Origin of the sequence: Flavobacterium succinicans (assembly GCF_001662485.1) — a bacterium.
Classification (GTDB): domain Bacteria; phylum Bacteroidota; class Bacteroidia; order Flavobacteriales; family Flavobacteriaceae; genus Flavobacterium; species Flavobacterium succinicans_A.
In genome coordinates this window covers 214,361-227,436 of record NZ_JMTM01000053.1, presented here as the reverse complement: position 1 = coordinate 227,436, position 13,076 = coordinate 214,361, and the positions used below count along the sequence as shown (strand labels likewise).

Below are 13,076 nucleotides of genomic sequence, written 5' to 3'. Positions count from 1 at the left end.
GGGTTTCACTTGGGTACAAAAGTATCTCATTTTATGTTAAGATAAATTTAAAAATGGTGCGTGGGCTTACACAATAATCCAATCGGATGTCATTTTCAAAAACATCGCGAATCTGTTCTTCGGGTTCAAAGAAGGATAGTCCAATTTTTAAAGTTTCGGGAGAACATTCGGAAAGAAATTGATCATAAAATCCTTTGCCGTACCCAACTCGGTTACCCAATTTGTCATAGGCTAATAAAGGTACAAACACCACTTCTATTTGTTTGGAAGGAACGGCAATACCTGAGACGGGCTCTGGAATTTGATAGTCGTTTTTAACGATTTTGGTGTTTTCTGTCAATAAAAAATGCGTCATTTTTCGGGTCTCGAAATCGCTTTTTGACAGAATGATTTCTTTGTCTTTTCCAGCTAAAATGTGTAAAAGATATTCGGTATTGATTTCCTTTTGGGGCTCAATAGGTAAAAAAATATGAAAATAGGTTTTGTCCCAAATAGGAAGCGATAAAGCTTGATTGGCGATTTCCAAGCTCATCGATTCTATGTCATTTTCACTAAGTGCTTTTCTGAGTGCTTTGTATTTAAGCCGTAATTCTTTTTTCAACATGCATAGTTGCTTTTAATTGGGCTATAAAAGTAGTCAAATGTTCGACTTCTACATGATCCATAAGCACTATTTTGTACCATTTGTTTTCGGCGTTGTGTTGTTGGGGTACCAAATCAAATCTTTCAGCTAAAGCATGATCAATGTTTTTTGCTTCGAGCGTTACGATGTTCATAAAAGGTTCACGGAAATACGGAATGTTGAGTTGGTCCAATTCATTGCATAAAAATTGTGTACGCATTTGCAGCACGCTTACTTTTTCGAACCAACCGTGAGGACCGTAAGCAAATAGAATCATCCAAACTGCAACGGCATTAGAACCCGAGCGACTTCCGCAAAGCGTTAAATCCATTCCTTCTACATATTCGGCTTCTTTAGTCAAGACATTTTCTATCAATCCTTTTCGGCAAATAAAAATCCCTGTACCATAAGGCGATTGTAGCATTTTGTGCGCATCGATGGTAATCGAACTAATTTTTGGATTACTAAAATTAAGGGTCGATTGAGGATTGCTAAACGGATAGACAAATCCACCGTACGCCCCATCAATATGGAGTTTGTATTCTAAATGGTGTTTTTCGTAAAGCGCACAGTACACTTCGGGATCATCTACAGAACCAAACATAGTGGTTCCCATATTCGCAACGGTAATAAAGTGTTTTTTACCCTTATTTTTGGAATCGATTAGCAATTGTTCCAAAGCATTGGAATCGATTTCTCTTTGATGAAAAGAAACGGGAACTTTAATCCAATCGATCATTAAAACATTGGAGCCTTTGGCAATGGAGTAGTGTGTATCTTCTGAAGCAACGATGGCAATTTCGTGTAGTTGCGCTCCTTTTTGGTTTATAAAATAATTGCGATACATCCAAATGGCCTGAATATTCGCTTCGGTTCCTCCAGGAGAAATGTAACCGTCGTAGGAATTGGGTTTGGCTTTGAAAATGTCAACAGCTATTACATCTAAAACGTCACGCTCTATTTGTTGGGTACCTTTGAAGGCTTTTTCGGAGGTCCCCAAGGTATGGCAACCAATGTGATTAGGATTGGCAACATAGGTTTGCAAAGTAGGCGCTTCTTGTAAAAAAGGCGCATCGTCATAAAAAACTTTTCCGTCTAGTTTTGATGCTGGATAACCCAAAGAAATGTCTTTAGAGAAATTTACATTTTCTTCTAATGCTTTTTGAATGCGCGTTTTGCGTTCTTTTTGATCTAGTTTTTTCCAGTACAACATACCTTTGTTTTTCTGCAAAGGTAAATGGCGTTTTAGAATTAGAATATGACTTTTGTTAGGTTTTGGTTGATTTACTTTGGTTCTATAAATGAGACAATTTGTGCTTCGGGATGGCTTGTTGCTTTGTTTTTTTCAGTCACCAACGAAGTAGACAAATGAAAAATAGCATCTCCTTCGTAAACTATAGGCGATTGATTGCTGTTGATTACGTAACCATCATTGGGTGCCTTGATTTTGCGTTCAAATTTCCCAAAGGGGTCGGTTATGGTCGCGAGAACAGTTCCTTTTTTTACAAACGTACCTATAGTATTGTAGTCGTGAAGCATTCCAGAACATTTGGCTCTAACCCAATTCGATTTTTCGATGTAAATGGTTTTGTTTTCTGGAATTTCGACAGTGTGTTTGGGGTCTAACATATCTAGGTAGGCTAGGACTCGTTTTACACCATTAATCCCTTCATTGGCCACTTCCTTATTAATGTCTAATGATTTTCCACCCTCGAAAAGGAGCATTTTTACCTTCATTTTAGTAGAAGAATTTCGAAACGAACCCGCAATGTTTTTGGAATACAAAGTGAAAGGAGCATTGAAAACATCGGCTAATTGCTTTAATTCAGCATCATTTTCGGCCAAGCGAATTTGTGGTGCATTAAAACGACTCGCGCCTCCCGCGTGAAAATCAATGGCATAATGCACTTCGGGCATAACTTCGTTGAGGATGTGAAAGGCAAATCTACTCGCCAATGAACCTTTTTTGCTTCCTGGAAAAGAACGATTCAAATCACGACCATCAGGAAATTCTCGGGAACGATTCACAAATCCATACATATTAATTATAGGAATGCAAATAATGGTGCCGCGTTTGGGTTTGTTTATTTTTTTGCTAATGAGTTGTCGCACGATTTCGATTCCATTGATTTCATCTCCGTGAATACCCGCTGAAAAGAGTACTACTGGGCCTTCTAATTTAGACCGACGAACTATGATGGGAATATTGAGTTTTGTAGTCGTGTGGAGTCTCGCCATCTCTACGTTGATGGTTTTGTTTTCTCCAGGTAAAATGCTTTCGCCAAAAATCGTTATTGGTTTTAAACTTCTCATAGCCAACTTTAATGGGCTAAATATAAAAATTATTAAGCATTAAAAGGCTTTATTTTATGAATCGCTTTGTATCATTTTTGTCTTAGGAAAGAAAAAGCCAACGCAGAAGTTTTAGAAAAATAGAATTACTAAATTTGTTCAGAATAAAAAGCAATAGCGAATTTTCTAAAACTACAATGACGCAACCCTCGATAGCCCTTCAAATACAAACCCTTCCTGATAATCCAGGAGTGTATCAATATTATGATAAGGAAGGTAAAATTTTATATGTAGGCAAAGCCAAAAACTTAAAAAAAAGGGTATCTTCTTATTTTAATAAAATTCACGATACGGCTAAAACCAATGTGTTGGTCAAAAAAATTGTGACCATCAAACACATTGTAGTTCCCACAGAATCCGATGCGTTGTTGTTAGAAAACAACTTAATCAAAACACTTCAGCCTCGTTATAATGTATTGCTTCGCGATGACAAAAGTTACCCTTGGTTGTGCATCAAAAAAGAACCTTTTTCGCGTATTTTTTCTACTCGAAGAATGATTAAAGACGGTTCCGAATATTTTGGTCCTTATACGAGTTTCAAGACCGTAAATACGATTTTAGAATTAATTAAAGAGTTATATCCACTCCGAACTTGTACTTTTGATTTGAGCCAAAACAACATCAATAGTGGGAAATTTAAAGTGTGTTTAGAATACCATATTGGCAATTGCAAAGGCCCGTGTGAAGGTCACGAAAGCTTGGAACAGTACCAAAAACAAGTAGATGCCATACGCGAAATCCTTAAAGGGAATTTTAAAGAAAGTTTAAAAGACTTTAAACGAATGATGGTCGATTTGGCCAGCGAAATGCGGTTTGAAGAAGCACAGAAAATAAAGGAAAAAATTGAGGTTCTAGAAAATTACCAATCCCGTTCTACGATTGTAAATCCGAAAATTACGAATGTTGATGTGTTTTCGATTGTTTCGGATGAAAGTGCGGCTTTTGTCAATTTCTTGCAAATTTCCCACGGTTCGATTATTCGTTCGCATACTATGGAAATCAAGAAGAAATTAGCAGAAACGGATGAAGAGTTGTTAGCATTAGCGATTGTAGAACTTAGAGAACGCTTTCATTTATTGTCCAGAGAAGTGATTGTTCCTTTCGCCATAGATTTGGGGGAAAACATCAAAATTACAGTGCCTCAATTGGGCGACAAAAAACAGATATTGGATTTGTCTATTCGCAACGCTAAGTTTTATCGCATAGAACAGCTGAAACAATTACAGATTGTTGATCCGGATCGTCATACCAATCGCATTATGGCGCAAATGCAAAAAGACTTGCGACTGCCTGTAGAGCCAAGACATATCGAATGTTTTGATAATTCAAATATTCAAGGAACGAATCCTGTTTCGGCTTGTGTGGTTTTTAAAGATGGGAAACCTAGCAAGAAAGATTACCGTCATTTTAATATCAAAACCGTCGAAGGACCCGATGATTTTGCTTCGATGACGGAGGTGGTTTACCGACGATACAAACGATTATTGGAAGAAAAAGAACCGTTACCACAATTGATTATTATTGATGGAGGAAAAGGACAATTATCTGCGGCCTTAAAAAGTATTGACGAACTTGGATTGAGAGGTAAAATTACCATCATTGGCATTGCCAAACGATTGGAAGAACTCTTTTTCCCTGGAGATTCCATTCCATTGTATTTGGATAAAAAATCCGAAACACTAAAAGTGATTCAGCAATTGCGAAACGAAGCCCACCGATTCGGAATCACACATCATCGTGACAAACGAAGCAAAGCCGCCTTGAATTCATCGATTGAAAGTATCCCAGGAATAGGCGAAAAAACAATGACTACCTTAATTCAACATTTCAAAAGTGTTAAAAGATTGCAATTGGCAACAGAAAAAGAAATTTCTGACGTTATAGGAGTGTCGAAAGCCAAAAAAATTTCCGACTTTTACAAGACAAAATAACGGTATAATATCTCCAATTTATGAAGAAACTCTTGATTATCTGGATTTCATTACTTTGCAGTTTCTCACTAGTTGCGCAAAACCCGGATAAAAAACCAAAAATAGGTTTGGTATTAAGTGGTGGTGGCGCCAAAGGGTTTGCACATATTGGGGTGCTAAAAGTTATTGAAGAAGCTGGAATCAAGATTGATTATATAGGCGGTACCAGTATGGGGGCTGTGATTGGGGGGCTTTACGCTTCGGGCTATACTGCTGCCCAAATAGATTCAATTTTTCATACCACTAACTTTGATGAACTCATCAATGATTACATTCCAAGAGGGACAAAAAATTTCTACGTAAAAAGAAACGATGAGTTGTATGCCATCGTTTTGCCTTTTAATAAATTCAGATTTGGAATTCCTGAGGCGCTTTCTAAAGGGATGTACAATTTTAATTTATTGACACGACTCACCCGAAATGTGAAAGATATTAAGGATTTTAATCAACTTCCCATTCCATTTTTCTGTATTGCTACAGATATTGAAAATGGAGAACAAGTAGTACTCAATAAAGGGAATTTAGCGCAAGCTATGCTGGCCAGTTCGGCTTTTCCTTCTTTGTTTTCGCCAGTAGAAATAGACGGAAGAATTTTGATTGATGGAGGTGTTGTAAATAATTATCCAATCAAAGAGGTACAAGATTTGGGAGCCGATATTATCATTGGAGTAGATGTTCAAGACGGTTTGAAAGATCGAACTGCTCTAAAAAACGCGACAAAAATTTTGGTTCAGATTAGTAATTTGAACATGATCGAGCGCATGAAGGACAATGTTAAGAAAACAACAATCTATATTAAGCCAGACATCAAAGATTTTAGTGTAGTCTCATTTGATAAAGGTAAAGAAATTATTGTTAAAGGTGAGGAGGCTACTTTTGCGGTTTATGAAAAATTGAAAGCTTTGGCCACTGAAAACCCACCCTATCAAAAGCCAAAAATGAAAGTGAGTTCAGACAGTATTTTTGTGGCCGATATTAAAGTAAATGAGCTTACTAATTTCACCAGCGCTTATGTTAAAGGAAAGCTCCGATTCAAGCCTAGTACAGTAATTACGTATGATAAATTGCAAAGAGGAATAAATACCATAAACGCAACGCAAAATTTTAATGCTATTAATTACACTCTTGAGCCTGATGGTTACGGAGAAACGTTGGTCTTGAATCTTAAAGAAAATGAAACCAAAACATTGTTGAAATTTGGCCTGCACTATGATGGATTGTACAAAAGTGCTGTTTTGGCTAACATTACCCAGAAAAATCTTTTCTTCAAAAATGATAATGCATCTTTGGATTTAATTATTGGGGATAATTTGCGATACAATCTAGATTACTATGTAGATAATGGCTTTAATATTAGTTTTGGATTTAAATCTACTTTTAATCAATTTAATAGAAATGTGTCCAATACGATTCAAACCAATGCAAATGGTGACAGTGATTTATCACTAATAAACATTGATTTTAAAGACTGGAATAATCAAGCCTATTTTCAATCAGTGTTTGTGCAAAAATTCTTAATTGGCGCAGGCCTCGAATACAAGTATTTAAAAATTATTCCCATAACCATTGCCAAAAACACGCCTGATTTAGATAACAGCACCTATTTCAGTGCTTTTGGATACTTAAAATATGATGCGTTTGATAATAAGTATTTTCCAACAAAGGGATGGGCTTTTACAGGAGACATTCACTCTTATTTAATGTCTTCCAATCAATCCAATAAATTTAATCCTTTCACCATTTTAAAAGCGGATTTTGCCGTCGCATTTAAAGTTCAACCTAAATTAATTTTTAAATTTCAAACTGATGCTGGATTGGCTATTGGGAAAAAAAGTATTCCATTTTTTGATTTTGTTCTCGGGGGATATGGTTTTACGCCAGTGAATAACTTTAAACCCTTTTATGGTTATGACTTTTTGAGTATTGGAGGAGATAGTTTTATTAAAACATTAGGGACTTTAGATTATGAGTTCTATAAAAAAAATCACATTAATTTTTCGGCAAATTTTGCCAATGTTGGAGAAGAAATTTTTAGTTCTTTAGATTGGTTTTCTATTCCTAAGTATTCAGGATATGCTGTGGGCTATGGCTTAGAAACAATCTTAGGTCCTATTGAGGTTAAGTATTCTTGGTCTCCTGAGGATCCTAAAGGATTTGCGTGGTTCAGTATAGGATATGTTTTTTAATCGTAAATTATATCAAAAAAATTACGACATTTGCTTTCATGAAAACAACATGGCAAGGTTTATTAGATTATCTGCAATTTCTTATTAAGAGAAATCCAGAATGATTGCACTATTTTTTAAGGAATACAATTAGGTTGAATCTAAATTTTTTAAAAAATGCCAATATATCATAAACTAGGAGATTTTCCTCAAAAACGCCACGTACAATTCGAGAAACCTGATGGGGGATTGTATTATGAGCAATTATTCGGTACGGAGGGTTTTCACGGTCATTCGTCACTACTATATCATGTACACCGACCTACTCAGGTCAAAGAAATACTAAATTCTTATTCGGTAGAACCCAAAATTGCTATCGGCAAAAACATCAAATCATTATTGCTAAAAGGATTTGAATTGTTACCCGAAAATGATTTCTTAGCAAGCCGCAAACCTATGTTGGTCAATAAAGATTGTACCATTGGTTTGGCCGCTCCAACAGCATCCTTGCGCTCTTATTTTTATAAAAATGCCGATGCCGATGAAATGATTTTCATCCACAAAGGAAGCGGAACCCTAAGAACGATGATGGGTAACATTCCTTTTGAATATGGAGACTATCTCATCATACCTCGCGGAATGATTTATCAAATTGATTTTGATACTACTGAGAATCGCTTGTTTTATGTTGAATCTTTCGCGCCTTTTTATACACCAAAACGATATAAAAACGAATCAGGTCAGCATTTAGAGCACGCTCCTTTTTGCGAACGTGATTTCAAATTGCCAACCGAATTAGAAACGCACGACGAAAAAGGCGATTTCTTAATCAAAATCAAAAAAGAAGGGATGATGCACGAGGTGGTATACGCCACGCATCCTTTTGATGTTATTGGTTGGGATGGCTATAACTTTCCTTATGGCTTTAGCATTCACAACTTCGAACCTATTACTGGTCGTGTGCACCAACCGCCACCAGTACACCAAACCTTCGAGACGGCTACTTTTGTAGTGTGTTCTTTCGTGCCTCGTTTGTACGATTACCATCCAAAAGCCATTCCTGCACCTTACAATCACAGCAATATCGATAGCGATGAGGTACTGTATTATGTAGATGGCGATTTTATGAGCCGTAATAATATCGAACAAGGACATATCACTTTGCATCCAAAAGGAATTCCTCACGGGCCAGCACCAGGAGCTATGGAACGAAGCATTGGTCAAACCATTACGCAAGAATTAGCCGTAATGGTCGATACGTTTCGTCCTTTAATGGTTACCGAAGAAGCTATGGGTCTTGATGACGGACAGTACTACAAATCTTGGGTATAGTAAAAAACAATTAAAAAAATAAGGAGCTATTTCCTGCTGTACGCTATATCTGTGGCTCCGAACCCCGGAGCCACAGGATGCCGCTTCCATCAGGGCTAGGCTTTGAACTAATCAACAACATTTTCGGAAACCCCGAAACAAACAATATATACAATGGCAAAAGAAGTACAATCAGTAGAATACGGATTAGAGAAAATATTTGAAGGAGCACAAGATTTCCTTCCATTAATGGGTACCGACTACGTAGAATTTTATGTGGGTAACGCTAAACAAGCCGCTCATTTTTATAAAACTGCTTTCGGATTTCAATCGCACGCATATTGCGGGTTAGAAACAGGCTCAAGAGACAAAGTTTCTTATGTGCTAAAACAAGACAAAATCCGTTTGGTGTTGACTACCGCTCTTACTAGCGAATCCCCAATTGGAGAACACGTAAAAAAACACGGCGACGGCGTAAAAATCGTGGCACTTTGGGTAGAAGATGCTCGTAAATCTTTTGAAGAAACCACCAAACGTGGCGCAAAAGTATATATGGAACCTACCGTAGAAAAAGACGAATTTGGAGAAGTAGTTCGCGCTGGAATTTATACTTACGGAGAAACCGTCCATATGTTTGTAGAACGTAAAAACTACACGGGTGCTTTTCTTCCAGGATTTGTAGAATGGAAATCGGATTATAACCCAACTTCTGTTGGACTAAAATACATCGACCACATGGTAGGAAATGTGGGTTGGAACCAAATGAATGTTTGGGTAAAATGGTACGAAGACGTAATGGGATTTGTGAATTTCCTTTCTTTTGATGACAAGCAAATCCATACCGAATATTCTGCTTTGATGAGTAAAGTAATGAGTAATGGTAACGGAAGAATTAAATTCCCAATCAACGAACCCGCCAAAGGAAACAAGCGTTCACAAATTGAAGAATATTTAGATTTTTATGAAGGAGCGGGCGTGCAGCACATTGCTATTGCTACCGATGACATCATTACCACAGTAACTGAACTTAGAGCTCGTGGTGTAGAATTTTTGTCAGCGCCACCTCATGCGTATTACCAAGCCATTCCAGAACGTTTGGGTGAGCACATGAGTATGATGAAAGAAGATTTAGCCGTTATCGAAAAGTTAGCCATCATGGTCGATGCAGATGAGGATGGGTATTTATTACAAATCTTTACCAAGCCAGTTGAAGACCGTCCTACCTTGTTTTTTGAGATTATTCAACGAATGGGAGCCAAAGGATTTGGTGCAGGTAATTTCAAAGCTTTATTCGAATCAATAGAAAGAGAGCAACAATTGCGAGGAACGCTGTAAAAAGCCATTTTTTTTGCATAATCAAAAAAAATAACTAAACCAAAAGCTAATTTTTTGCAAATGTTGTGTTAAACTCAGTTTTTAGCTCAAAAAATATGGATTTGTGTTTTATCTTTGTACTCACAAATGAAAGGGGTGGTTTCCTTTCATGGGTATTATAAATTTCATAATTTATAGTTTTTTGGTTAGTTAATAGCATAAAAACTCAGTCATTAATTTGACTGGGTTTTTTTGTTTTAATACATTTGGAATCATTTTTGCCAAGAGAATCTCTATAAAGCTCAAAATTTAACTAATGAGAAAACTACTATTACTCTTTTTGTTGGTCATTACAGTCAGCTTCGATTCTCAGGATTCATCAGCTTTCGATTCGGGGGAATGGTTCAAATTCAGGATACATTATGGTTTTATAAACGCTGGTTTTGCCACATTAGAAGTCAAAGATGCGGTAATTAATCAAAAATCAGTTTACCATGTTGTGGGTAAAGGATATACTACTGGGATGTCTCGTTTCTTTTTTAAAGTGGATGATTTATACGAAAGCTATTTCGATAAAACTACTGGATATCCGTACCAATTTGTTCGAAGAATAGACGAAGGCGGTTATACCAAAAATCAAGAAGGTTTTTTTAATCAAGCCACCAATAAAATTGTGGTGAAAGATTATAAAAATAAAAATGAAAAAACATTTTCTTTTCCCAAAGGTACTCAGGACATCGTTTCTACTTTTTATTATCTTAGAAATTTCCCTACTATCGACAAATTAAAAGTGGGGGAGTCTGTGGCGATTGATATGTTTTTTGACGATGAAACTACAAAGTTTAAGTTAAAATTCTTAGGTCGTGAAGATATTACAACTAAATTTGGCGTGATTTCAGCGATGATATTTCGCCCCTTGGTGCAATCTGGCCGTGTCTTTAAAGAGAAAGAGAGTTTGACGGTTTGGATTTCAAATGATGAAAACAAAATCCCTTTACGAATTAAAGCTGAGTTAGCTGTTGGTGCTATAAAAGCCGATTTAGATGCCTATAAAGGACTAAAACATCCGTTTAAGATAAAAGTAAATTAAAAGAATGACTATTTCAGAAAACACCGCTTCCTTACTAGAAGATATTGATCAAAAATTTCAATCTATCCATCAAAAAACCCAAACACATTTAGAAGGATTACTATGGTCTAAACCCATTACCTACTGGGACTATATTCAAACGGATGCACTTTTGAATTTACAAATACAACGCACAACTTTGCCTGATGAAATGGTTTTTATAATGTACCATCAAGTCAATGAATTGTTGTTCAAAATGATTCTTTGGGAGATGCAGCAAATCTCTTATTGCGAACAAATTCAGACAGCTTTTTTTACCGAAAGATTAATGCGTGTAAGTCGATATTTTACAATGCTCACCACTTCGTTTGATATTATGGGCGACGGAATGGAAGTAGAACAATACATGAAATTTAGAAATACGTTGACCCCAGCAAGTGGTTTTCAAAGCGCACAATACCGCATGATTGAATTTGCTTCAACTGATTTGATCAACTTGATTGACGCTAGATTCAGAGCATCTATTGATCGCAATACTCCTTTTGAACACGCTTTTGAACACTTGTATTGGCAGGCGGCTGGGAAAGATCATGAAACGGGAGATAAATCCTATTTATTACAAGAATTTGAACGAAAATACAAAGCTTCGTTTATTGCTCAAATGAAGGAATACAATACGATAAATCTTTGGCAGAAATTCAAGCAGCTGCCAGATCAAGACCAGCAAAATCCAGCACTTGTGCAAGCCATGAGGGAGTATGATTATACGGTAAATGTAACTTGGGTAATGCAACATTTGAATACAGCCAAAAAATATATAGAATCAAGTGGCTTAGGAGACGGAGAAGCGACAGGTGGAAGCGATTGGAAAAAATACATGCATCCAAAATATCAAAGACGTATATTTTTTCCTGAATTATGGAGTGCTGAAGAATTGGCCAATTGGGGAGTTGAATTATAATCTTGCCTTTATAAGGAATAGATTTTTGATTTGATCAAATCGCCTCTACTAAATGAATTAAATAATTTGAATAAATAAGCATTATATTGAAACGTTTCGCAATCCTTTTGTTATGTTCCTTGGTTTTTTTCTCATGTACCAAAAAAGAAGAAGTTTGGAGTGAAGTCAAAACAAAACCTCTTTCTAAAAAGAAAGAGTTCGGATTTACTTATTCTGATTTTAATGTGGTGCAGGATACATTAAAAAGCGGCGATACTTTTGGAAGTATTATTCAAAAACAAAATATTGGTAACAAAAAAGTATTTCAATTAGTAGAGCAAATCAAAGATTCATTTGATGTAAGAACCATACGAAACAATAAGCCCTACACACTTTTGCGTTCTAAAAATAAAACTAAAGAGTTACTTGTTTTTGTATATCAACCCGACGCTCTTCATTATTATGTGGTTGATTTTAGAGATTCAATAGCAAAAGCTTACAAAAAAACAAAACCCATCACCATCAAAAGAAGAACCATAGGTGGTGTTTTGAAAAGTTCTCTTTCTGAAACGCTAGAAAGTGCCAAAGTTGAAGGCGGATTAGCAAGCAGAATTGCAAAAATTTATGCTTGGTCTATTGACTTTTTTAAATTAAAAAGAGGCGATCGTTTTGCGATAACTTTCACAGAGCGTTACATTAATGACTCAATTTATGATGGTGTTGATAGCTTAGAGGCTTCATTTTTTGAATACAAAGGGAAAATTATTTATGCTTTTCCATTTGTAGCCAATCCTTCGTCTAATAGAATCGAGTATTATGATGAAGAAGGAAAAGGCTTGAAAAATTTCTTTTTGAAAACACCTATTAAGTTTAGTCGATTGTCTTCGCGTTTTTCAGCAAATCGTTTTCATCCAGTTCAACTTACGTGGAAAGCCCACAAAGGAACCGATTATGCTGCCCCACATGGAACGCCAATTACAACAACGGCTTCAGGAGTGGTTGAGCAAACAGGTTATACCGCTGGTAATGGTAATTTTGTAAAAGTGAGACATAACGGAACATACGCTACTCAATATTTACACATGTCTAGAATTCTAGTACGAAGAGGACAACGAGTAACCCAAGGACAGCCAATAGGACTTGTTGGAAGTACAGGATTGGCAACAGGTCCACACGTGTGCTATCGCTTCTGGAAGAATGGAGTACAGGTCGATCCTTTGCGTTTGAAGTTGCCCAATGGAGAGCCTTTAAATGGAGCGGCCAAAGAACGTTTTTTCAAACAGATAAAGCCCCTAAAGTTTGAATTGGATAGTGTGGCCAATTTATAAACGAC

At 36.4% G+C, this 13,076-nt stretch carries 10 protein-coding genes; 7 read left to right on the top strand and 3 right to left on the bottom strand.

The window, feature by feature from the left end:
- Positions 1–31: 31 nt before the first annotated feature.
- The 3 genes from FLB_RS09920 to FLB_RS09910 are packed head-to-tail and all read right to left on the bottom strand — an operon-like array spanning position 32 to position 2,935.
- Positions 32–604 (bottom strand): 5-formyltetrahydrofolate cyclo-ligase, encoded by a 573-nt coding sequence (locus tag FLB_RS09920; RefSeq protein WP_064715872.1) that lies wholly within the window; start codon positions 602–604, stop codon positions 32–34.
- Entirely contained in the window at positions 579–1,853 is a 1,275-nt protein-coding gene (locus tag FLB_RS09915) for a pyridoxal-dependent decarboxylase (RefSeq protein WP_231891071.1), read from the bottom strand. The genes FLB_RS09920 and FLB_RS09915 overlap by 26 nt, the downstream gene beginning before the upstream one ends.
- A 53-nt stretch (positions 1,854–1,906) precedes the next feature.
- On the bottom strand, positions 1,907–2,935 hold the full coding sequence (locus FLB_RS09910; RefSeq protein WP_082923262.1) for a succinylglutamate desuccinylase/aspartoacylase family protein: 1,029 nt from the start codon (positions 2,933–2,935) through the stop codon (positions 1,907–1,909).
- A 176-nt stretch (positions 2,936–3,111) separates the two neighbouring features.
- On the opposite strand from FLB_RS09910, the gene uvrC reads away from it, so the two are divergent.
- The 7 genes from uvrC to FLB_RS09875 all read left to right on the top strand — a co-directional run bounded on the left by uvrC (position 3,112) and on the right by FLB_RS09875 (position 13,071).
- Complete coding sequence (gene uvrC, locus FLB_RS09905) at positions 3,112–4,905, top strand: excinuclease ABC subunit UvrC (protein WP_064715793.1); 1,794 nt, start codon at positions 3,112–3,114, stop codon at positions 4,903–4,905.
- 20 nt (positions 4,906–4,925) lie between these two features.
- Positions 4,926–7,130 (top strand): patatin-like phospholipase family protein, encoded by a 2,205-nt coding sequence (locus FLB_RS09900; RefSeq protein WP_064715792.1) that lies wholly within the window; start codon positions 4,926–4,928, stop codon positions 7,128–7,130.
- Positions 7,131–7,286: 156 nt separating this feature from the next.
- Positions 7,287–8,441, top strand: a complete 1,155-nt coding sequence (locus FLB_RS09895; protein WP_064715791.1) for a homogentisate 1,2-dioxygenase — start codon at positions 7,287–7,289, stop codon at positions 8,439–8,441.
- 153 nt (positions 8,442–8,594) lie between these two features.
- The gene (gene hppD / locus FLB_RS09890) at positions 8,595–9,755 is read left to right on the top strand and encodes a 4-hydroxyphenylpyruvate dioxygenase (RefSeq protein ID WP_064715790.1); all 1,161 of its coding nucleotides are present in this window, start codon (positions 8,595–8,597) and stop codon (positions 9,753–9,755) included.
- A 295-nt stretch (positions 9,756–10,050) separates the two neighbouring features.
- The gene (locus tag FLB_RS09885) at positions 10,051–10,824 is read left to right on the top strand and encodes a DUF3108 domain-containing protein (RefSeq protein WP_064715789.1); all 774 of its coding nucleotides are present in this window, start codon (positions 10,051–10,053) and stop codon (positions 10,822–10,824) included.
- A 4-nt stretch (positions 10,825–10,828) separates the two neighbouring features.
- A complete protein-coding gene (locus tag FLB_RS09880) occupies positions 10,829–11,764 on the top strand; it encodes a tryptophan 2,3-dioxygenase family protein (protein ID WP_064715788.1) in 936 nt (311 codons plus the stop codon).
- 86 nt (positions 11,765–11,850) lie between these two features.
- The gene (locus tag FLB_RS09875) at positions 11,851–13,071 is read left to right on the top strand and encodes a M23 family metallopeptidase (protein ID WP_064715787.1); all 1,221 of its coding nucleotides are present in this window, start codon (positions 11,851–11,853) and stop codon (positions 13,069–13,071) included.
- Positions 13,072–13,076: the final 5 nt, after the last annotated feature.

Excerpts from the sequence above, each read along its gene's own strand:
- FLB_RS09920 (WP_064715872.1), bottom strand. The coding sequence starts at position 604 with ATGTTGAAAAAAGAATTACGGCTTAAATACAAAGCACTCAGAAAAGCA.
- FLB_RS09910 (WP_082923262.1), bottom strand. The coding sequence starts at position 2,935 with ATGAGAAGTTTAAAACCAATAACGATTTTTGGCGAAAGCATTTTACCT.
- uvrC (WP_064715793.1), top strand. The coding sequence starts at position 3,112 with ATGACGCAACCCTCGATAGCCCTTCAAATACAAACCCTTCCTGATAAT.
- FLB_RS09900 (WP_064715792.1), top strand. The coding sequence starts at position 4,926 with ATGAAGAAACTCTTGATTATCTGGATTTCATTACTTTGCAGTTTCTCA.
- FLB_RS09895 (WP_064715791.1), top strand. The coding sequence starts at position 7,287 with ATGCCAATATATCATAAACTAGGAGATTTTCCTCAAAAACGCCACGTA.
- hppD (WP_064715790.1), top strand. The coding sequence starts at position 8,595 with ATGGCAAAAGAAGTACAATCAGTAGAATACGGATTAGAGAAAATATTT.
- FLB_RS09885 (WP_064715789.1), top strand. The coding sequence starts at position 10,051 with ATGAGAAAACTACTATTACTCTTTTTGTTGGTCATTACAGTCAGCTTC.
- FLB_RS09880 (WP_064715788.1), top strand. The coding sequence starts at position 10,829 with ATGACTATTTCAGAAAACACCGCTTCCTTACTAGAAGATATTGATCAA.